This window comes from Bradyrhizobium sp. JYMT SZCCT0428 (assembly GCF_018131075.1).
Lineage (GTDB): Bacteria > Pseudomonadota > Alphaproteobacteria > Rhizobiales > Xanthobacteraceae > Bradyrhizobium.
The window spans coordinates 14,071-33,219 of the sequence record NZ_JAFCLS010000057.1 but is presented as its reverse complement, the minus strand read 5'-3'; the positions used below and the strand labels follow the sequence as shown (position 1 = coordinate 33,219).

At 58.3% G+C, this 19,149-nt stretch carries 18 protein-coding genes and 1 tRNA gene; 11 read left to right on the top strand and 8 right to left on the bottom strand.

Annotated elements, in window-relative coordinates; all coding sequences use genetic code 11:
- Window positions 1–10 precede the first annotated feature (10 nt).
- From JQ575_RS37220 to JQ575_RS37205, 4 genes are all read right to left on the bottom strand, one after another.
- Window positions 11–835, bottom strand: coding sequence for an alpha/beta fold hydrolase (locus tag JQ575_RS37220; protein ID WP_212038168.1), 825 nt, complete (start codon window positions 833–835; stop codon window positions 11–13).
- Window positions 836–962: 127 nt separating this feature from the next.
- The gene (locus JQ575_RS37215) at window positions 963–1,469 is read right to left on the bottom strand and encodes a hypothetical protein (protein WP_212038167.1); all 507 of its coding nucleotides are present in this window, start codon (window positions 1,467–1,469) and stop codon (window positions 963–965) included.
- A 113-nt stretch (window positions 1,470–1,582) separates the two neighbouring features.
- A complete protein-coding gene (locus JQ575_RS37210; protein WP_212038166.1) occupies window positions 1,583–3,304 on the bottom strand; it encodes an FAD-dependent oxidoreductase in 1,722 nt (573 codons plus the stop codon).
- A gap of 76 nt (window positions 3,305–3,380) precedes the next feature.
- Window positions 3,381–3,584 carry a hypothetical protein gene (locus tag JQ575_RS37205; RefSeq protein ID WP_212038165.1) on the bottom strand — a complete coding sequence of 68 codons (204 nt, stop codon included), beginning with the start codon at window positions 3,582–3,584 and terminating at the stop codon, window positions 3,381–3,383.
- Window positions 3,585–3,898: 314 nt separating this feature from the next.
- On the opposite strand from JQ575_RS37205, the gene JQ575_RS37200 reads away from it, so the two are divergent.
- The 5 genes from JQ575_RS37200 (at window position 3,899) to JQ575_RS37175 (ending at window position 7,780) form a co-directional block, all read left to right on the top strand.
- Window positions 3,899–3,973 (top strand) — tRNA-Thr (locus tag JQ575_RS37200).
- Between the two features lie 152 nt (window positions 3,974–4,125).
- On the top strand, window positions 4,126–5,988 hold the full coding sequence (locus tag JQ575_RS45205) for a DEAD/DEAH box helicase family protein (protein WP_249167156.1): 1,863 nt from the start codon (window positions 4,126–4,128) through the stop codon (window positions 5,986–5,988).
- Between the two features lie 297 nt (window positions 5,989–6,285).
- Window positions 6,286–6,777 (top strand): hypothetical protein, encoded by a 492-nt coding sequence (locus JQ575_RS37185; RefSeq protein ID WP_212038164.1) that lies wholly within the window; start codon window positions 6,286–6,288, stop codon window positions 6,775–6,777.
- Between the two features lie 214 nt (window positions 6,778–6,991).
- Window positions 6,992–7,180 (top strand): hypothetical protein, encoded by a 189-nt coding sequence (locus JQ575_RS37180; RefSeq protein ID WP_212038163.1) that lies wholly within the window; start codon window positions 6,992–6,994, stop codon window positions 7,178–7,180.
- Between the two features lie 288 nt (window positions 7,181–7,468).
- Window positions 7,469–7,780, top strand: a complete 312-nt coding sequence (locus JQ575_RS37175; RefSeq protein ID WP_212038162.1) for a hypothetical protein — start codon at window positions 7,469–7,471, stop codon at window positions 7,778–7,780.
- Between the two features lie 545 nt (window positions 7,781–8,325).
- On the opposite strand, the gene JQ575_RS37170 is transcribed toward JQ575_RS37175, so the two are convergent.
- Together JQ575_RS37170 and JQ575_RS46260 are read right to left on the bottom strand one after the other, a co-directional pair.
- Window positions 8,326–9,309: an ABC transporter substrate-binding protein gene (locus JQ575_RS37170; protein WP_212038161.1), complete on the bottom strand. Its 984-nt coding sequence runs from the start codon at window positions 9,307–9,309 to the stop codon at window positions 8,326–8,328.
- Between the two features lie 1,018 nt (window positions 9,310–10,327).
- Window positions 10,328–10,552, bottom strand: coding sequence for a hypothetical protein (locus JQ575_RS46260; RefSeq protein ID WP_212038160.1), 225 nt, complete (start codon window positions 10,550–10,552; stop codon window positions 10,328–10,330).
- A 315-nt stretch (window positions 10,553–10,867) separates the two neighbouring features.
- On the opposite strand from JQ575_RS46260, the gene JQ575_RS37160 reads away from it, so the two are divergent.
- Window positions 10,868–11,941: an AAA family ATPase gene (locus tag JQ575_RS37160; protein ID WP_212038159.1), complete on the top strand. Its 1,074-nt coding sequence runs from the start codon at window positions 10,868–10,870 to the stop codon at window positions 11,939–11,941.
- 714 nt (window positions 11,942–12,655) lie between these two features.
- On the opposite strand, the gene JQ575_RS37155 is transcribed toward JQ575_RS37160, so the two are convergent.
- Window positions 12,656–12,823 carry a hypothetical protein gene (locus JQ575_RS37155; protein WP_212038158.1) on the bottom strand — a complete coding sequence of 56 codons (168 nt, stop codon included), beginning with the start codon at window positions 12,821–12,823 and terminating at the stop codon, window positions 12,656–12,658.
- Between the two features lie 223 nt (window positions 12,824–13,046).
- Here JQ575_RS37155 and JQ575_RS37150 point away from each other — a divergent pair, with 223 nt between their 5' ends.
- A complete protein-coding gene (locus JQ575_RS37150; protein ID WP_212038157.1) occupies window positions 13,047–13,223 on the top strand; it encodes a hypothetical protein in 177 nt (58 codons plus the stop codon).
- Between the two features lie 320 nt (window positions 13,224–13,543).
- Here the strand turns inward: JQ575_RS37150 and JQ575_RS37145 are convergent, their stop codons facing one another.
- Window positions 13,544–13,756, bottom strand: coding sequence for a hypothetical protein (locus JQ575_RS37145; RefSeq protein WP_212038156.1), 213 nt, complete (start codon window positions 13,754–13,756; stop codon window positions 13,544–13,546).
- A 1,463-nt stretch (window positions 13,757–15,219) separates the two neighbouring features.
- Between JQ575_RS37145 and JQ575_RS37140 the strand changes: the two genes are divergently transcribed.
- The 4 genes from JQ575_RS37140 to JQ575_RS37125 all read left to right on the top strand — a co-directional run bounded on the left by JQ575_RS37140 (window position 15,220) and on the right by JQ575_RS37125 (window position 18,136).
- Window positions 15,220–15,666, top strand: a complete 447-nt coding sequence (locus JQ575_RS37140) for a DUF5681 domain-containing protein (protein ID WP_212038155.1) — start codon at window positions 15,220–15,222, stop codon at window positions 15,664–15,666.
- 192 nt (window positions 15,667–15,858) lie between these two features.
- Window positions 15,859–16,506 (top strand): hypothetical protein, encoded by a 648-nt coding sequence (locus JQ575_RS37135; RefSeq protein ID WP_212038154.1) that lies wholly within the window; start codon window positions 15,859–15,861, stop codon window positions 16,504–16,506.
- Window positions 16,507–16,708: 202 nt separating this feature from the next.
- Window positions 16,709–17,182, top strand: a complete 474-nt coding sequence (locus tag JQ575_RS37130; protein WP_212038153.1) for a hypothetical protein — start codon at window positions 16,709–16,711, stop codon at window positions 17,180–17,182.
- Window positions 17,183–17,326: 144 nt separating this feature from the next.
- Complete coding sequence (locus JQ575_RS37125) at window positions 17,327–18,136, top strand: HNH endonuclease signature motif containing protein (RefSeq protein ID WP_212038152.1); 810 nt, start codon at window positions 17,327–17,329, stop codon at window positions 18,134–18,136.
- Window positions 18,137–19,149: the final 1,013 nt, after the last annotated feature.

Genomic DNA, 19,149 nt, shown 5'->3' with positions numbered 1-19,149 from the left:
TGAGCCTGGTTCATCCCTTGATGAAGGCGAGCAGGTCGGCGTTGATGGTGGCCGCTTCCGTGGTCGGCATTCCGTGCGGAAAACCCTTGTAGGTTTTCAGAATGCCGTTCTTCAGCAGCTTGGCCGACAGCGGCGCGGAGTCGGCGTAAGGCACGATCTGGTCGTCGTCGCCATGCATGACAAGCACAGGCACGTTGATCTTCTTCAGATCCTCGGTGAAATCGGTCTGCGAGAAAGCGACGATGCCGTCGTAATGCGCCTTGGCGCCGCCCATCATGCCCTGCCGCCACCAATTCTGAATGATGGCTTCCGACGGTTTGGCGCCGGGCCGGTTGTAGCCGTAGAACGGGCCGGACGGGAGATCGCGATAGAAGTTTGAGCGATTGGCCGCGAGTGCGGCCTGCAAGCCGTCGAAGACATCCTTGGGCAGACCGCCGGAATTGGCAGCCGTCTTCACCATCAGCGGCGGCACTGCGCTGATGATCGCGGCCTTTGCCACCCGGCTCTCGCCGTGGCGGGCGATGTAATGCACCACCTCGCCGCCGCCGGTGGAATGGCCGACGTGCACCGCGTTCTTCAGATCGAGATGCGCCGTCACCGCCGCGAGGTCGTCGGCATAATGGTCCATGTCGTGGCCGTCGCCGACTTGGGCAGAGCGGCCGTGGCCGCGGCGGTCATGGGCGATGACGCGAAAGCCGTTGTGGAGGAAGAACAACATCTGCGCGTCCCAGTCGTCCGCCGACAGCGGCCAGCCGTGGCTAAACACGATGGGCTGACCGGAGCCCCAGTCCTTGTAGAAGATCTCGACGCCGTCTTTTGTTGTGATCATGGGCATGATGGACTCCTCTTTTTTCTTGCACGTCATTCCGGGACAGGCGTCTTCGCCCGGACCCGGAATCTGGAGATGATTACATCGAGATTCCGGGTTCGATGCTTTGCATCGCCCCGGAATGACGGGAGCGTCAGGCGTACGCCGGCCGGTAGCGCCGGATCACGCCTGTTATCACAATCACGAAGAACACCAGCACGATGCCCTGGGCGACCGCGAAGGGCGGTTCGGCCGGCGGCACGCTCGGCGCCAGCGCGTGCAGCGCCGGCACTTTCAGGAACGACTGGACCACCAGCACGAACACATTGAGATAGAGCGCCACCAGCGCGGTCAGCGCATAGATCCAGCGCCAGGCGCCGCGCAGGTTCATGATGTAGAGCGCGAAACAGGCGATCGCCAGCAGCACCAGCGAGAGCAGGCCGAACAGGTGCGACGGCAGGAATTTTTCGAACAGCAGCGGCGGAATCACAAAGCCGGTCGCGCTGGTCAGGATCGTAGTCAGCAGGAAGATCGCAGTGAGCCCGGGCTGCCGTTTCGAGCCGAGCATTCCGAACATCACGATGAGGCCTGTCACGATCCCGATCAAACTGATGACGACATGCACGAGAACAAATGTCGCTGTGCTCATACCGAGTATCATGACGCGCCCCCTTCGTTGGAAACCCGCCGCACGTTACGACGCAGCAAAACAAATTGCCACACGCGCCCATTGCACAACCGTCATGCGCGACATCAACGAAAGTCGCATGCGGATTACAGCGCCGGCTTCGAACCATCGGCGAGAAAGCCGTGCAGCGCCGCCACCACCTGCGCGCCCTCGCCGATCGCGCCGCCGACGCGCTTGACCGAGCCGGAGCGGACGTCGCCGACCGCGAACACGCCGGGCACCGTGGTTTCCAAAAACGGCACCGCACGCTCGCTATTTTGGCCACCTTGGACGCCGCCTTGGACGCCGGTGAGAACAAAGCCGGCGCGGTCGACCTTGACGCCGCAGCCTTCGAGCCAGCCGGTCGCGGGGTCGGCGCCGACGAACAGAAAGAGATTGCGGATGTCGAGGCTCTGCACCTCGTCCGGCGCCAGACGGCTGCGCCAGCGCACGCGCCGCAGCGATGCGTCCTCGCCCTCGAGGCCGACCACCTCGGCGTTGAAGATCAGTTCGATATTGTTAGTCGCTTCGATGCGCTCGATGAGATAGTGCGACATGCTGGCGCCGAGGCCGCCGCCACGGATGATCATGTAAACTTTCCGCGCATGGCCGGATAAGAACACCGCGGCCTGTCCGGCGGAGTTGCCGCCGCCGACCAGCACGACGTCCTGATCGACGCACGGCTTGGCCTCGATCGGCGAGGCCCAGTACCAGACGCCGCGGCCTTCATAGGCGTCGAGATTTTCGATCTCGGGCCGGCGGTAGCGCGCGCCGCTCGCGACCACGACGGATTTGGCTTTCAGCGACTGCCCGCATTCGGTCGCCAGCGCGAACAAACCATCGGGCTTCGTGCAATCCAGCGAGCGGATCGAGACCGGGATCAGCATCTCGGCGCCGAATTTCTGCGCCTGGTTGTAGGCCCGCCCGGCCAGCGCCTGGCCGGAAATGCCGGTCGGGAATCCCAGATAATTCTCAATCCGCGCACTCGCCCCAGCCTGTCCGCCAAAGGCGCGCGAGTCGAACACCGCGACCGACAGCCCTTCCGACGCCGCATAGACAGCGGTGGCAAGCCCGGCCGGACCGCTGCCGACCACGGCGACATCGTAGAGCTTGTCATGCGCATGGTTGGTGATCATGCCCATAGCGAGCGCCAGCGAGGTTTCCGACGGATTGCGCAGCACGGTGCCGTCAGGACACACCACCAGCGGCAGATCGCTGCGCGCGGCCGAATAACGCTCGACGAGATCGGCGGCGTCCTTGTCGCTCTCGGGATCGAGCAGATGATGCGGCTGGCCGTTGCGCGTCAAAAAGTTCTGCAAGCGCGCCATGTCGCCGAGCGAGGCCGGCCCGATCAGCACCGGGCCGCCGACGCCGCCCTGGATCAGGCTGACCCGGCGCAGCACCAGCGCGCGCATGATGCGCTCGCCGAGATCGGCTTCGGCCATCAGCAGCGCCCGCAACCGGTCCGGCGGAATCAGCAGCGTTTCGACATCGCCCTCGGCATGACCGTCGACCAGCGCGACGCGGCCGGAGAGCTGGCCGATCTCGGCCACGAATTGTCCAACGCACTGATCGATGACGGGCGTGACATGGCCGAGGCCGTCGCGCAGCGTGATCGCGACATGGCCCGACAGCACCACGAACATGCCCGGCCCGGGCTTGCCGGTCTCGAACAGCGTTTCTCCGTGCTTGTAGCTGCGCAATTCGCCGAACCGGCGCATGCGCTCGATTTCGTGCGACGTCAGCGTCGGGAAGGTCTGTTCGTGGCGCGGAAAGGCGAAGGAAGCCTGGCCGGCCGCCGGACCGGCTGTCGTGGTGTCTGCACTCATGTCGCCACCCAAAAAAGAACTCAGCTTTTTTGCGGAGAGCTGGCCACCCGGCGAGCGGCTGGAAATTTCCTGTCCGCTACTGGCCCGGCTTTGCTCCGCCTGCGTCATCTAGGGAGGCATCGGCGATTTCGGAAGGTGCGGCAGCGTCATCGCTGCGCCCGCGCGCCTGCGACTTCCGCCGCTTGAGATTTTCGCGCAGCGCCACCTTCAAGCGCTGATGTCGCGAATCCTTCACATCAGGCTTGGCCGTTCCCCCGCGTTTGTCCTGATCGTCCTGCATCCTGGGCCTGTTTGCGTGCGCCGTGGCGCTCTCTACCGTCCGAACATATTGGATTTCGCCCGCCCACCGCGCAATCGCCTCTCCGGACACCCGCAATGATTCGTCCGCACGGCGCCTGAGGTCGCCGGCCGACGAAATGGAACCGGATTGGCCCAGAGTCGGCCCGATTGCACCGCCAGGCAGGGTCCTACCCAGATTTTTGCCCGTTTTGAGCCCTTCCCGACCCCGCCGCGTGCTTGCGCAAGAGGGGTCCTTGTGGCAAGAACCGCCCGCCTGCAGGGGCCCTTTGGGCCGATTCCTCGGATACCGGGCATGCTGCCGTAGCTCAGTGGTAGAGCACTCCATTGGTAATGGAGAGGTCGACAGTTCAATCCTGTCTGGCAGCACCAGCTACCATATTGAAATGTTGAGATATTTTCCGTCCGTTATTCGCTTTCCTTTTTTTTCATCAAAGGGAGGAACCACCGAGTAACCACGGCGCACCCACCCGCTCGCCAAACTTCGAAAAGCATGCAATCTACAGCAGGGGCTGTTCAACTGCATGACACCTACGGTCAACTTCGGCTTTTTGATCTTGCACGATCCAATGCTGGTTCAGCTTGGTGGACAAGCAGAGCGTTATTTCAAAGAAGACCCGGCTATCTCCCTGTTCAAACTTCGGCAGTTCGCTGAGTTATTGTCGAAGATCATTGCCGCTCGACACGCGCTGTATCGCGATGAACGAGAGACCTTCGAGGAAACGCTTCGAAAGCTTTCGTACGCCCGAGTGATGCCGAAAGAGACCGCCGACGTTTTTCATTTTTTGCGTAAGGTTGGAAACTCAGCGGTCCATGAGGCAAAGGGGACCCACGCTGAGGCGATGTCCGCACTAAAATTTGCTCGCCAGCTCGGTATTTGGTTTCACCGCACTTATGGCAAGCAGTCCAATTTCAATCCCGGTGGCTTTATTGCGCCTCCTGAACCGTCCGACGATACGGCGGAACTCAGAGCAAAGATCGTAGGTTTGGAACTTCGAATAAAGGAAGTTGAAGCCGCTGCTGCCGTCGCAAATAAAATGGCGGCAGACAAGGCGACCGCCCTCGAAACAGCTGAAGAGCGGCTAAAGCGGCAGACAGACGATCAGGCAGTCTGGGAAAGTCTCGCCCAAGAACTGGAAAACGATAAAGTTAAGCTTGTCAGCCGTCTTTTTGAACTGGAAAGCAAGCACACAGGTCCCACCGACAACGGTTTGGCCTCCCCCCCGCTTGCGATTGGTTCGGAATTGTCCGAACCGATTAATGTATTTGAGGATCGGCCTTTCAGGAATGCTGGGGTTGAGCAACGACTTTCGGATTTACAAGCTGAGGCCGAGAAAGCCCCAATTACCGATGCGCAGGACCTTGTTGAGCGGGGACTACGGGCTGCTGCGCAATATGACCTAGATGAGTCAGCAACACGCGCATTAATTGACCAGCAGCTCCGTGATCGCGAGTGGGAGGTCGATTCCAAGTTGCTCCGTTACGGAGATGGGACGCGCCCCAGCAAAGGGCGGAATCTTGCGATAGCGGAGTGGCCTACCGAGAGTGGCCCTGCCGACTACGCGCTATTCTGTGGCCTCACCCTTGTCGGCGTCGTCGAAGCAAAGCGGAATCGAAAGAACGTGTCTGCAGCTATCGATCAAGCAGAAAGATACTCTGCAGGACTTGCTCAATTGGCTGACTTCGCATTCGCGGGAGGACCGTGGGGCGCTCACCGCGTCCCGTTTGTCTTTTCGGCGAACGGACGGTCGTATCTCAAGCAGATCGAGACAGAGAGCGGCATCTGGTTCCGCGATACACGCCGGGCCGCCAATCATCGCCGAGCACTTGTCGATTGGCCGACGCCTGAGGGCCTCACCGCACTACTGGCAATCGATCAGGACGCTGCCGCCGAAGCCCTCAGGAACCTGCCTTTTGATTTCGGCTTTCCGCTTCGTGACTATCAACAGCATGCCATCGAAGCAGTTGAGAAGGGATTGGAAGCGGAACGCCGCACCATGCTTCTGGCCATGGCGACCGGTACGGGGAAGACCAAGCTGGCAATAGCCATGCTTTATCGGTTGCTGGCTACTAAACGATTCCACCGCATTTGCTTTGTGGTTGATCGGTCAGCCTTGGGACATCAGGCGGCGGGCGAATTTTCGACCACCAAGATCGTTTCTGGCAGGGCATTCGCCGATATCTTTGGGCTTAAGAAACTCGAGGACATAACACCGGACAGCGAAACCAAAGTTCACATCTGCACGATCCAAGGGCTGGTGAAACGTGTGCTGTTCACGGCAGACGACTCGGAGGCCCCACCTATAGATCAGTATGATCTCATCGTGGTCGATGAATGCCATCGGGGCTATCTTCTCGACCGCGAGTCGGCATTGAGGGCCGCCTGACCCGCAATCATCGGGGTTGAATTGAGAGCCGCCTTCGGACCACTCTGCGACCGACCAAGATTTCAGCCAGCGATCCGCCCTCGACTTGTTGGCCGGGGGAGCGGTGAGAAGGGACACCTTGAACAAGTACACTGCCGACAGACCGTTCGCCGATCCCGAAATGCGGCAGTCCGGCGGAGTACGGCGCGGGCATCAAGCTCGCAATCGAGCGGGGCTGGCTGGCGATGCATGAGAGCGGGACGTTCGTGAAGTTCACGCAAGCTGGCGCGGACCTGTTCGCGTAGGGAACGATTGAAAATGGCGGAGATCAAAACACACGTGATGCAGGTTTCCACGGCGTATATTAACGTCAGTACATTCGGCTTCATATTCACAGCCAGAAAATTTCTTGAAGCCGCGCGGATAGTCGTTGCGCACGAAAGTCAGCAAGAAGACAGCAAATGGCACCCCGTCGGGAAATACCTCGCCTGCCATAGCATCGAGCTGTCGTTTAAAGCGTTCTTGACGCTCAAGGGGACGAAAAGGACGGATGCCGAGAATTTCCGACATCGCATTGTCGAACTCCTCGCCGAGACACGGAAGCAAAATTTGGAAGAGTTTGTGAAGCTAACAGACCAAGAGATCGGCGAAATTGAAAAGGCGTCGAAATACTACGAGAAACACATTTTTCGGTATCCAAACGTTCCAGAGATGGCCACCGCTTACCCTGATGATCCCGATGTTGCACCTTTACTGAGCGCGGCAGAAAAATTAGTTGATGGCCTGTACGACCCATGCAAGGCGGCCTGAGCGTGCGCCCGCTCCAGCGGAAGAGACCGGCAGCAATCGGCATCATGGCGCACTTTCCCCGCTTCATCGAACCGTGCCAGCCGTCGAAGGTGGCGCGGACACCGTCCAGCCCGCTGTGGGTCCATGAAATCAAGCACGACGGCTACCCGGGCGATCTTCTCAGTCCGCTTCCTACGCCTCCCAAGCGGCGGACTGGCTGCTTAAAGAGCGCTGAATGAAGGTGCTCCGCGATCTGCATGCGATCGACCGAAAGGTCGCCAACGTCGGCGACGAGGTGGCAGATGGGGTCGTGCGTGCTCCGCAATCTTCGGGCAGTCGGAAAGACGCTATATTCTGGCATCCTGCTTCCGAAGAGCATTCCCACCGGGTCCGCACCGGGCTGCCTGTGCGGCAAGCGATTTGACGTTTTCAATCCTAAAATGGGGGTATCTTGAATTCTAAGGTCTTTTGACGCCTGCGCATACGAAACACCGCGCTGGCTTGAGCAGCCGGACCGCCTCAAGCTTGACCTCCCGCGTAAACTGACCTTCTCTCCATGACGCACCTCCTGTCCCATAAAACACCTAATTCGGTGTTTCGGAACCGGGTGCAGCTGAAAACTATGGACCTCTATGGTAACGGCGCCACAGTGGCGGTCGGTGGCCGCCTTACCCTGCATTATTAGCTAGCAAAAAATCTTGAGGTTACAATTATGGCTGAACGCGCTGTAATTTGGGAAGAAAAGCGGGCAACCATGGTCAGCACGTGGACGGAGCAAATTGTTTGCACAAGAAGAACAGATGGCACGTTTTCACTGCGGCATTTCGCATTCGACGACGAGGGAACATCCGCGCTCCCGGGCGACACTCGTATTAAATCACCTGCACGGTTTGTGGACTCTCTCTTGGGAATGAACGAGTCATTTGTACTTCAAGAAATCTGCGACGAAATTTGCACAAAGATTGAAGCTCTAGACCCCGTTTTTGCTCAAAGGGTGCGCGCATATATTGCCGCCGAAAAATGACAAAAGACGTAGGAGACTGCGGGTACCCTCCCGTCGCCGCTGCTTCGAGCCGTCGTGGTCGTAAAGATGCGATGATTTGCAAATATTCATACGGCAGGGTCGCGCGGTCCCCCCCACTAACTCACGCCCTCAGGAGGACCCTGCGACCGATTGCGGGATGAGCCGCCATCCCTCTCCACCCGGGCGTGCATGGGACTTCATGCCGGGGCGGTGATGGCATGCCCAAGGTCTATAGCTTGCGATCGACACGCGGAGACGGGCGTGCCATAAACCGCGGCCGACCTCGAAAGTTTCAATCTCAAAATGACGGTAGTTCATATTGGCCCCGGCATAAGGGTTATGATTTCCGCTGGTGATTTTATCTTGGCTTGAACCCTTCCACAATTGATTGTCTAACTTTCTTAAATCTTTGGCGCAGCGGTCTAGCTCTACGTCGCGCATTACACCTCTGTCGCACTCACGAAGCCCTCCGCACCACGCCAGCGAAGGCACTGGGCGTAGCAGACCGGGCTATGTCCCGAAGGGCCAATAGCGGACATCGAAAACTATTCGATCACCTCGTTGGCGAGCGAGAGCAGCGTTTGAGGAATTTCGATGCCGAGCGTCTTGGCCGTCAGGAGGTTGATGACTAGCTCGAACTTCGTTGGCTGCTCAACGGGCAGGTCGGCTGGGTTGTCGCCCTTCAGGATCTTGTCCACGTATGCGGTGCTGCGCCGGTAAAAATCGAGGAAGCTCGGCCCGTAAGACATTAGACCCCCGGCCTCCACACTCTCCCTGATGCCGTAAGCTGCCGGCAGGCGGTTCATTGCTGCGAGATCTACAACCCGTGCTCGGTGGTCGTTGAATATCACATCTGACAGGACGAGGAGTGCTCCCACGCGCTCGTTGGCCATCGCCGCGAATGCGTCCTCGAACTCGTTCGGACCTCGAGCCTCCAGGAGTCGAAGCTGCACTCCGAACGAGCGGGCCGCGACGTTCAGTTCCTTTATCGCAAGCTGGTGATACGCATTGGCCGGGTTCGAGAGGATGGCCACGCGGCGGTTTTTGGGAACGGTCTCCTTGAGCAGTTCCAGCTGTTTGGTGACGATTTCAAGGCCGGCGCTGCCGGACACCCCGGTGATGTTCCCGCCCGGGCGCGCGAGGCTCGCGATGAGCCCTGTGCCAACCGGATCGCGAACGCCAATCATAACAATGGGGATCGTCTTGGTGGCGTTCTTGGCTGCCGACACTCCCTGCGTCCCCAACGATACGATGACGTCTACCTTGAGCCGGACCAGCTCGGCCGCAAGGTCGGGTAGCCGATCGAGCCGACCCTCTGCGAAACGATAGTCGATGACAATATTCTGGCCTTCAATCCACCCGCGCTCGCGCAGCCCTTGCCGGAACGTGTTGAGTAGAGGCGGCCTATCGGAAGGGGACGTGACGCCAAGATAGCCTATCCGAGGCACCTTTCCCGCCTGCTGCGCGTGCGCCGAGAACGAACAAAGCGCTGCGCTTCCGGTCAAAAGGATAAATTCGCGCCGCCTCATGTTCCGTCCCAGGCTTAGGTGGCGGCATCGTACCGGCTCAAACTGCATCCCGGAAGGGGTTAGTAGTGGTGGTCGGATGTCAGCTTCGGCTCATTTTCGACGGTTAGCGGGGACTGTCGGTAGGTTGATGTCCGCTTCTGCCCGTAAGCGCTCGGACCGGAGTTGAGCCGTAAGCGTTGCGATTGCCGAACCCCAAGCCCATGCTGCCGAATAAGCCTGTGTCTTTTGCTCGGTATTCGTCGTTGCGCGTCATAGGGTGACAATGCAGGTCGCGCTGGGTTTGTTTCAAAAGTTCCGAGGGTCTTGCTCGTTATGGAAAAACCGGGCCAGCTTTCGGGCACCCTGCCATAGCTCGATGTCATGACCGTCCACTAACTGCTTGGCATGTTCTTTTGCTGTGTTTTCGTCCCTGCAGATTAGGTCAACGCGGTGCTGGATATGCCCGTCCCGGCCGATCAGGTAAGCGCGGTACTCTTGCATCTGCTGTCCCCTGGGATAGCGAATCGCTCGACATGGCTTAAACCTACCGCAAACTTTTAGGTCACGGTGCTTAAGGTTCAAGCCGCTTCGCCGGCGGCTTTTTTGTGGGTCGGGTAACTCGACATTAGCCAAATGCCGCCACAGTCCCGGTTGACCATCTGGGTCGGACTGACTGCAAGGACTGCAAGGAAGCCGCCGCCGAGAATCACAGTGGCGGCTTTTGCTGTTAGGGGCGCACGCCCCGTTGAGCAGCCCAGCATCCTTCTGGAACGCTATCATTTCAATACGCCGTTCGCCGCGAAATCTTATTTCTGATGCCTCGATCAATGGCAGATTAGACAAATGAAAACCCCGTCCGGGGGGCTAGCGCGGACGGGGCATTCCAAAGAGCTCCCGGCGGCGTTTTAATGAAGCGCCACCGTAAAACCTAACAGCGGAGTTTACTGCCGGAAAGGAGATTCGGGAAAACTTGGTATTAGTACCGAGCGAGACCGAGCGTTGCGTGCCAATTAAAGAAGACCAACTGGGCAACTGGTTTCTAACGTCGCGCTTTGCTCGTAGGCTCTTTGCGATCTAAACTAAGCAGTGCGCTTCGGGCTTCTTTCCAGCGACGCTCAGCCTCCTTCAAGAGGGGCTTGAAGGGGCAGCTTTCGGATGTCGGCGCCTCGCTCACCAGCATGTCGAAGGCGTAAAACTGCACCTCGTCATTGTTCTTCCGGGAATGCAGGCCGTCGAAGTCGGAGATGCCGTCGCCGCCGAGCAAGACGGCTTCACCGCAGGCAGCAGCCACATTGGCTGAAGCCGTGGCAGGGCAGTGGCTGCCGAAAAATGTAGTTGTCGACCGGCTCCAGGACATTGCGACGGTGCACGACTTTTTCGGCTGTGATCAATCCGAAATACAGGAAGAGATTGCTCGGTGCGTGGCCAGCATCCCGGCCCCGATTTCGTCGGTCGTGTTGCCGCCGTTATCGTCACCGGCAAAGCTGCAACGCCGCCTTATCAGCCAACGTGCTAGCGACCTCAAACCCGAGAAGCTGGTTTGGGTTTGGCCGGGCAGAATTCCTGAGGGCGCAAGCTGGTGTTGCTTGGCGGCCCTCCAGGCAAGAGTCAGCTAACCGCTTTTATGTCGGCAGTCGTCTCGAATGGCGGGGCGTGGCCGTGTGGTGAGGGTTCAACGAATCCCGGCGATGTTATTTTCATGAGCGCGGAAGATGGCATCCAGGACACCATTATCCCGCGGTTGATGGCGGCGGGCGCCAATACCAGTCGCGTTCACATCGTTGCCGCGGCGACAAAGCCGGACGGGACCGGCCGGAAGACTTTCAGTCTCAAGACTGACGTCGACTTGCTCGAAGCGAAAGCGAAGGAAATTGGATGCGTTCGATTGATCATAGTCGATCCGATTTCTGCATACATGGGCGGATCGGATGGCAACGGTAATGTTGAAACTCGGGAGGTTTTAGAGCCGCTAGCGGACATTGCCAATCGGTTGCGAATCGCCGTGGTCGCGGTCACCCATCTCAACAAGGGCGGTAGCGGGGGCAACCAGAGCGCCCTAAATCGCTTTGCCGGCTCAATCGCATTCGTCGCGGCGGCCAGAGCCGCGTTTGCCGTCATTGAGGATCCGGAAGACGACGAGCGGCGGCTATTGCTGCAGGCCAAAAACAATCTCGGGGCGAAGTGCAAGGGCCTAGCTTTCCGGATGGAACAGCGCCTCGTCGAGGACGATATTCTTTCATCGAATATCTTCTTTGAGAGCGACTACGTTTCACAGTCGATCGACGAGGCCCTGACGGCGTCCGAAAGCCGGGGATCGTCGACAGCAGGGCAGACTTCGAAGGATGACGCAGCTGAGTTTTTGGGCGAGGTTCTGGCCCAAGGACCACGCGACGTTCTGGAGGTTGAGGCCTTGGCCCGGGCGGCCACACTGCTGGCGGCTGACAGGCCGCTACGGCAGAACAAGGCATTCCGGGACGCCAGAAAGAAACTTGGCGTAGTGGCCGCTCGGGAGGGTTTCGGTCCGGGCGCCCGGTACGTCCTGAGCCTGCCCGGAACACCATGTGCGCCCAAAAACACCATGTGCGCCCCCTCCGGGGACAGGGCGCACATGGACAATCCGGGCGCACATGGAGAAAACGGGGGCTCGCAATGACCGCCTCCAGACAGCGTCTGAACGACCGCCGACCGCATTGGCTGTACCGTTTCGAGTGTGACGGCCAGTCTTATACCGGCGGCATCGGCCGGTTCGAGGATGGCCGGATCGCAGAGATTTTCATCAACGGTTCGAAGGTCGGAGCTGCCGCGGAGACGAACGCCCAAGACGCCGCGATAGTCGCTTCAATCGCTCTCCAACATGGTTGCTCGATTGAGACTATTCGGCATGCGCTAGCAAGATCAGGCGGGGCAACCGGACCTTTGGCAACCCTCCTGGGCAAGGTTGAACCATGAGGGCGCCCGAGGAGCCGAACTTCTGCGTCCTCATTCCCTACGATCCCCGCGAGGGGACGTCGCTGAAGGAGGCTGCTGCAAGAGCGGGCAAATCCGACTCTACGTTGAGAAATTGGTGCGAGCAGCACGGCTTGGGCCGCCGAGTAGGGGGCAGCGTGTGGGTGGTCAGCAAACCGGCCCTGGAGATGTTCCTGGACGGGGACCTCGCTGCATTGGCAGCATATCACCAAGGCGACCGCGACAGTCCCTTGGTGGCCCCATATTTTACTCGCGTGACAAGGATTGTCCGATACACAACTATGAAAAAGTAAAATCAGAACCTGCGAGTTGATTTTTATTTACGCCAATCAGCCAGATAGCTGTGTTGGCATCCACCGTCACGACCGAGAAAGAGCCGTAGTCGCAATCCCGCACGACGTTATCGTGAGTGACGCGCCGCGACAGACCGACGCTCTTTAACGACCGCCATTTCCGACCATTCGGCGGCCAACTTTAACCACGCGTCTCTATCGTGGTCGGTGCGCGCAAGTTTGGCCTGCTCCAATGACATTTCCGCATTGCGGCGATATCGTTCGATTTCATCCATCAGCAATGTCCCGAGAAAGATTTTCTAACCATGCTGCGACAAAAACGTTGCCGGCTGTGATACTTTTTGGCTCGAACTTTTGGCTAAGGATAGCCGTCCCCAGGCTCGATGGACGTCCCGTCCAGACGTAACCGACGTCCACCCGCCGGGTGCTTAATCGACGCGGAACTAATTGAGACTATTTTGCTTAAAGCCCCTGGATCGCGTTGAGTGGGAGTATCTGATGACCGACCGGCAATTAGCTCTCGAAGCCGTGAGCAAAGCCCAACAGATCCTTGAAGAGTATCTGGAACCCCGACCGCACGATAACGAGCACCTTCTGAACCGGTTAGTCGAGGTACTTGCGCGGCCCGATCTCATTGTCGCCGTCGATCGTCTACAGCATGGCAGTGATTGGTGAAATCAAAGGAAACCGCCGCGTGAACGGTGGGTTCGGCTGCTAATCCCAGAGTCCGCGACTGACCGTCAAACATGACCTCATCCAATGACACCAACTGTAAACCTTGATGCGAGCCCGGCGTTTGAGAGTGCCCCTGAGTAGCCTCCTCTTCGGCGGTGAGTGGCCGCGTCATCGTTTCTTTCCAACATGCTCGACAGAACCGGTTCGACCGCTTGTGTGCCGTTCCGATTCCGCGAGCCGTTCCGGCGTGGCCCCGGCCCTTCAGGGTCGGCGAAAAGCCGTCCCCGGTTGCCACGAGGACGGCTTCGAATGATGCGTTGCTAGGCGGCGCAGACACCGCGCCCCACCGCTACGACAACGGCCTTGAGAAAGCCCCCGACAACAGGAACGGAGCCCGCGGCATCCGCAACCTCACCGATAGCGTTGTTCTGATTGACCGAACAGCCCATGCCGTAAAAATGCATACCGCCGCCGGTCGCCACATCGAGGTGTTCGATGCTCAGTTCGCGATTTTCAGAGTTGAAGTGCGTCATGTTCCATCTCCTTGATGTGATGTCTATCGGCAAGGACCATTCCTCAACCCGACGACCCATCAGGCGATACGCCAAACGAAGGAATTGAACCGTGCGGAGGGTCATATACCGTTACCGGCATCCGGCGGTCGACCGGCCCGAGGGATGCATTGAAGGCGAGAATCAAGGGCGGCAGTGGTACCGCCGCAGCCGAAAAGCGGTCCAAGAAGACCCGCGCCAAACCAGCCGCGCGAAGCGCAAAAAACCACCGGTAATGCACCGGCGGAGATCGTTAAACTCTTCTCAATCGTAAAGGGGCACACTTTCCCGATGCGAGCGCCCAAGAAACATTTGCGGAAGTTCGGGGTCCGCCATCTATCGGCTTGGATCGTGTTCACAGGACGCGCAAACCAAGCGTGTCAAATTTTGGACGAAGGTGCCGAGCCGGTTTGATCTAGCATTTAATGAGGGCGACAGAGGGCACCGGCTCTGCGGGGTCATCTGGCGACGGGGAAAGATCGGCGTGCAATTCTGTTAACTCCCCCATGGGTTGAAACCGACCATGTCCATATCTGCTGAACTCATCAAGTTAGTGCCTGAGGGCGAAGCGAACGCGGTCTCGAGCCGGTTGCTCTGGCAGCAGCTGGGCATGTGGTCACCCTCTAGTGTCAAACACACTTTGAAAAAGATGGCAGCAGCGGGTGAAGTCACAAGAAAACACGTTCCGCACCCAACCGGTGAAGTGGGATTGTATTTCAAGCAACCAGATCAGAACGCGACCCCGAAAAGCGCAACCGTTCGGGGCACAGATGAGCCTGTTAGCTAGTACCCACGCCTGGAAGCGCCAACTTGCTCTCGTAACCCGTACACGGCCGGAACGGTTGTTGAACAGACGCGACCATTGCCAAATGCTTGCTGCCGGCCATTGCTCTTATTTGATTACAAAGCCACACCCCTCGCGAGGCGCTTCGGCGTTGGTCGAGTTTTGAAGAGCGTTTGCCTCGTTCTGCTTCAAACTATTTTTCCTGAACTTTCACGGGCAGATGGTTTAGATGGACATTTACCCAGCCTATCTCCTTGAACGCGACCACATCGTCAACCGCATTGAACTTGAGTGCTACGATGACGATTCTGCTAAGAACAAGCCGAGGCCCTCGTAGACGGCCACGACGCGCTCTTTTGCATCCGCCATATTTGACCGCTCGTTCGCAAGCCGAAGTCACGCCTCGCGATCATGATCTGTCCGCGCTGCTTCCGCTCGCTCCCGCGACATTATGCAGAGTCACGAACCAACCGATTTGTGGTCGCGGATTGCCGTCGGGCCAAGGTCGCCAATCCTCTCGATCTCCGCAACCTTCGCAGCTTAAGTCTACCGTTTTCGTCATGACGCGCCCATGATTCACGCATCGCAGTCATGAGGCGGGTCATGGAGCCGAAAAAGCCAAGGCCTCGCTCGGCTCGCCGGCTCGATATTTGGAGCATTGATGCCAAGCCCTGAAAATACAGGCCGGAAACAGGCCGATACGAGATTCAAGCCAGGGCAATCCGGCAATCCGGACGGCCGCCCTAAAGGCTCCCGTAATTCCACGACTCTGGCTCTGGAAACGTTGTTGGATGGGCAAGCAACGGCGCTGACCCAGAAAGCGATCGACCTTGCCCTGACGGGCGACATGGCGGCTTTGCGGCTCTGCCTCGATAGGATCCTGCCCGCCCGCAAAGACCGGCCGGTGACATTCGCGCTGCCACCAATCAACAGCGCTCAGGATGCTGCAGCAACGGTCGCTGCCGTTCTTGCCGCCGTTGCCGCTGGCGACCTTACGCCCGCCGACGCTGGCGAAATCTCCAAGCTGATCGAGGCCTATGTGAAGGCATTCGAGACGGCCGAACTGGCCGAACGTCTGGAGCGCCTGGAAAGGATGACGAGCCAATGACCCGAAACTTCGACGGGCGGATCGCCAAACTGGAACAATTCCGCAAACCGCCGCGCCAATATGTCTTTCACGTCAGCGAACCACCAACGCCAGAAGAGCGAGCGGCAATAGCGAACGCCACGGGCCCAATTGTCATCGTGCCTCACCCCCCGAGAAATGGATAGCGAAGTATGCGCTGAAGGGCGTTCTGCAATGAGCGTCCGCAACGTAGAAGCCCGTATCATCAAGTTGGAAGCCCTGCAGCCGGCGCCATCTTCTCCGCTCGACGGCATGATTAGCGACGAACTGACGGTGATGCTGCTCGAACTCTATGCCGATGTCTTGGCCTCGAATGCGCTAGCCGAAGAAAAGACGGAGGCTGCGCGCGAGCAAAAAAGCTTGAGGCAAGGCATCGCTACGACGGTGAATTTCGCGTCGGGTCGATGGGCGAAGCCCCCGGGTTTCGAAAACTATCAAGAGCACATCGCTTCCATGAAGGCCTATTGGCACAAGCTTCAGGCTGACCGCGGCGAGTACGTGCCGTCGCTCAACTGCGAGATTGAGACCGATGGCTTCGGATTTCCCGGCCGCGGCGAGCCCCCGGTGCCGGACCTCATGGTTCGGCGGGCGAAGCTTTGGCAGCATCCAATAGTCAAGCAGATCGTGGAGGATGCACCCAACGCCCAGCTCGGCGACAGCCGCAGGAGCCTTTTCCACGAGTGTAAATCGTTCAAGGCCGGTCGGGCAGGCGAGCCTTCAGGGGATTGCGGGCATTTCTGTAGGAACCAGTGCATTAACGCACGCCGTGGCGGATGGGACGCCACTCGATCGAGGGCGGACATGAAATATATTTTCGGTTGAGCCGAACAAAGCCGCCGAGCAGAGTGATCGCCTGACGGCTTCGCTCGAGTGTAAGCTTACAGCCGAAGCATGGGGACTTCGATTGCGCCGCTATAGTTGCTCTCCATAAGCTGCTTCTGCGCAATCGCGAATTCCCTCCGGGTACCTAAGCCACGGCGCGCTCGGCTTTATATCGATTCGTGCCTCAATTAAGTTTTCCGGATTGGTCAACATCTCGGGCTTTCATGTTGATCCGGGATATAGCGGGAAGCTTCTCTTCTCCGTGTTCAATGCAGGGCCGTCTCCAATACATCTCAAAAGGGGTGAACAGATTTTTCCGATTTGGTTGGCAGATTTGGCCGAAGAGATATCGCGGAAGCAGATAAAGAAGGGCTACCTCGATCTTCCATCCAAGAACATCAATCAGATTTCCGGAAAATTCACTACGGCATATCAAGTCGAAAAACACATTGAGGAATTAAGAGAAGAGATAAATGATCTCAAGGCCTTTAAGACTCATGCGGTCATCGTGCTGACGGTAGCAGCGGCGCTATTGTTTCCATTTTTCAAGGATTCGATCACTAAGGCGTTCCAAAGCCCTAACGCGATCACGTCTGTCCAACCAACGAACTCAGCGCCCTCGACTAACATCGTCTCTCCTATGCCCGTAACGAACCCGCCAACCAAGTCCCCTTAACTATCCTTACAAGCGGAGCCATCTGGTCGCGCCGCGTCCAATTAATCTTTCCGTTAGCGATCCGCCCTCGACGTGGTGGTCGGGAGAACGGTAGTGTTACTGTGCGTTACGAGCCAACGACGAATGCCTGCTGCCGGAGGGGCAATGAGTGTGGGATTTGAAATCGGTCGAGTCTACAACCGGCGCAACGATATTCATGCACGATTTGGTGGACAACAACAGGGCGGTATCATCACGCCAAAAGACTATCCTCTCGTCATCATTATCACTGGTGAAGAGGGTCTCCAGCACGGCTATGCCGACCGCCTTCGGTCAGATGGCGTTTTTGAATATTTTGGGGAAGGTCAAGTTGGCGACATGCAGCTAATTGGCGGCAACAAAGCCGTCGCCGAGCACTCGGCCAGCGGGGAAAGTCTCCTTCTATTCCGAAAGACTGCCACGGGCCTCCGATTTGAAGGAGAAATGATTTGCGATACTTTCCACTATGAGCGATCACCTGACCGACAGGGCAACGAGCGCAATGCGATAATATTTGAGCTCAGGCCGCTTGAAGCGATCAGCGAGATTGTAGATGAACAAGGGGCTCCTGCTAACGCTGATCTGACCAGTCTCCTTGCAAAGGCTTTGACTGCAGCGGCTGCGCCGCCGAAAATGGGATCAGGCACACCTCGCAACGTTTACGAGCGTAGCCGTGACGTTCGTGACTACGTGTTGGCTCGCGCAGGAACTAACTGCGAAGGCTGCCACTCGTTGGCACCTTTCACACGCAAAGACGGAAGTCCCTATCTTGAGCCTCACCATATCCGACGGCTGAGCGATGGCGGACCGGATCACCCGGCTTTTGTTATTGCTCTCTGCCCAAACTGCCACCGCCGTGTTCATGCCGGTGCAGATGGTGACACCTATAACGCCATGCTCCTCACTTGCATGGCAAGCATCCAACCAAAATCCTAAAGGTGGGACGCAGATTTTGTACTTGGAGCCGATTTATTCGCAATGGCGTGCCCGAAGCACCGCAACAACGCCCGGCTTTTGTTATTGCTCTCTGCCCAAACTGCCACCGCCGTGTTCATGCCGGTGCAGATGGTGACACCTATAACGCCATGCTCCTCACTTGCATGGCAAGCATCCAACCAAAATCCTAAAGGTGGGACGCAGATTTTGTACTTGGAGCCGATTTATTCGCAATGGCGTGCCCGAAGCACCGCAACAACGGGACGGTGCTAGCTCATATCAGTTGAAGGTGGTCGATTGAATGGGCGAGACCTCTTTCATCGCCTCTCGACTGGGCTCCGCGTGTGGGCAAGACACCCCCGACGAAAGTTTCCAAAGCCTTCAACCGCAACGACCGAGCAAGAGAAGGACTTGATGAGCCGCTTGCTGCGCCGAGTTCATCAGAGTTTATCCCCGATCATGGCAGCATCTGCAAGCCGTCCATAATCTTAAGACGGACCATCCGGTCAGTATCCCTGCCGCTCCACGTTGTGGCCAGAAAGATGCCCTTGGTATTAGCAGGGCATCTTAGGTTGGAGAGGGCATCTTAAGGGGTCAGCCGGGCTCCTGTCGGCAACGGCAGCCTAGGGAAAGCCTAGGGGCCGAGGTCGCGCCTCGCGCTGAATGTCAGGGATCGCGAGCACTCTTAGCCAGCGCATTGATGTAGCGGACGGCGTCCGTCATGCCTTTTGTCCGCCCCCCATGTCGGTAGCTCCCATTCTTGCGTCCTGACGGCCCGCCTCCGCCCGCACCGTGCATCCGGCAGACTCGACAGCCTCGGACTGCCGGTGCCCGGCAAGGCTTGCCAGTCCGTTTTGAGAAGCCGCTCGCTCAGGTAAAGCCAAAAGCGGCAGAAGGCTGCAAGCTCGTCGGAACGGTTAAGGGGACCAAGCTTTGGGCCGGCAACTGCGTGGCAGCGTCAGAACTTCGGGGATCCGCCCCCATGGACGAGCCCTCCGCAACAGCGCCAGCTC

What these genes read in the sequence shown, in the direction of transcription:
- JQ575_RS37220 (WP_212038168.1), bottom strand. Translation starts at nt 835, where the DNA reads ATGCCCATGATCACAACAAAAGACGGCGTCGAGATCTTCTACAAGGAC.
- JQ575_RS37215 (WP_212038167.1), bottom strand. Translation starts at nt 1,469, where the DNA reads ATGATACTCGGTATGAGCACAGCGACATTTGTTCTCGTGCATGTCGTC.
- JQ575_RS37210 (WP_212038166.1), bottom strand. Translation starts at nt 3,304, where the DNA reads ATGAGTGCAGACACCACGACAGCCGGTCCGGCGGCCGGCCAGGCTTCC.
- JQ575_RS37205 (WP_212038165.1), bottom strand. Translation starts at nt 3,584, where the DNA reads ATGCAGGACGATCAGGACAAACGCGGGGGAACGGCCAAGCCTGATGTG.
- JQ575_RS45205 (WP_249167156.1), top strand. Translation starts at nt 4,126, where the DNA reads ATGACACCTACGGTCAACTTCGGCTTTTTGATCTTGCACGATCCAATG.
- JQ575_RS37185 (WP_212038164.1), top strand. Translation starts at nt 6,286, where the DNA reads ATGGCGGAGATCAAAACACACGTGATGCAGGTTTCCACGGCGTATATT.
- JQ575_RS37180 (WP_212038163.1), top strand. Translation starts at nt 6,992, where the DNA reads ATGAAGGTGCTCCGCGATCTGCATGCGATCGACCGAAAGGTCGCCAAC.
- JQ575_RS37175 (WP_212038162.1), top strand. Translation starts at nt 7,469, where the DNA reads ATGGCTGAACGCGCTGTAATTTGGGAAGAAAAGCGGGCAACCATGGTC.
- JQ575_RS37170 (WP_212038161.1), bottom strand. Translation starts at nt 9,309, where the DNA reads ATGAGGCGGCGCGAATTTATCCTTTTGACCGGAAGCGCAGCGCTTTGT.
- JQ575_RS37155 (WP_212038158.1), bottom strand. Translation starts at nt 12,823, where the DNA reads ATGGATGAAATCGAACGATATCGCCGCAATGCGGAAATGTCATTGGAG.
- JQ575_RS37150 (WP_212038157.1), top strand. Translation starts at nt 13,047, where the DNA reads ATGACCGACCGGCAATTAGCTCTCGAAGCCGTGAGCAAAGCCCAACAG.
- JQ575_RS37145 (WP_212038156.1), bottom strand. Translation starts at nt 13,756, where the DNA reads ATGACGCACTTCAACTCTGAAAATCGCGAACTGAGCATCGAACACCTC.
- JQ575_RS37140 (WP_212038155.1), top strand. Translation starts at nt 15,220, where the DNA reads ATGCCAAGCCCTGAAAATACAGGCCGGAAACAGGCCGATACGAGATTC.
- JQ575_RS37135 (WP_212038154.1), top strand. Translation starts at nt 15,859, where the DNA reads ATGAGCGTCCGCAACGTAGAAGCCCGTATCATCAAGTTGGAAGCCCTG.
- JQ575_RS37125 (WP_212038152.1), top strand. Translation starts at nt 17,327, where the DNA reads ATGAGTGTGGGATTTGAAATCGGTCGAGTCTACAACCGGCGCAACGAT.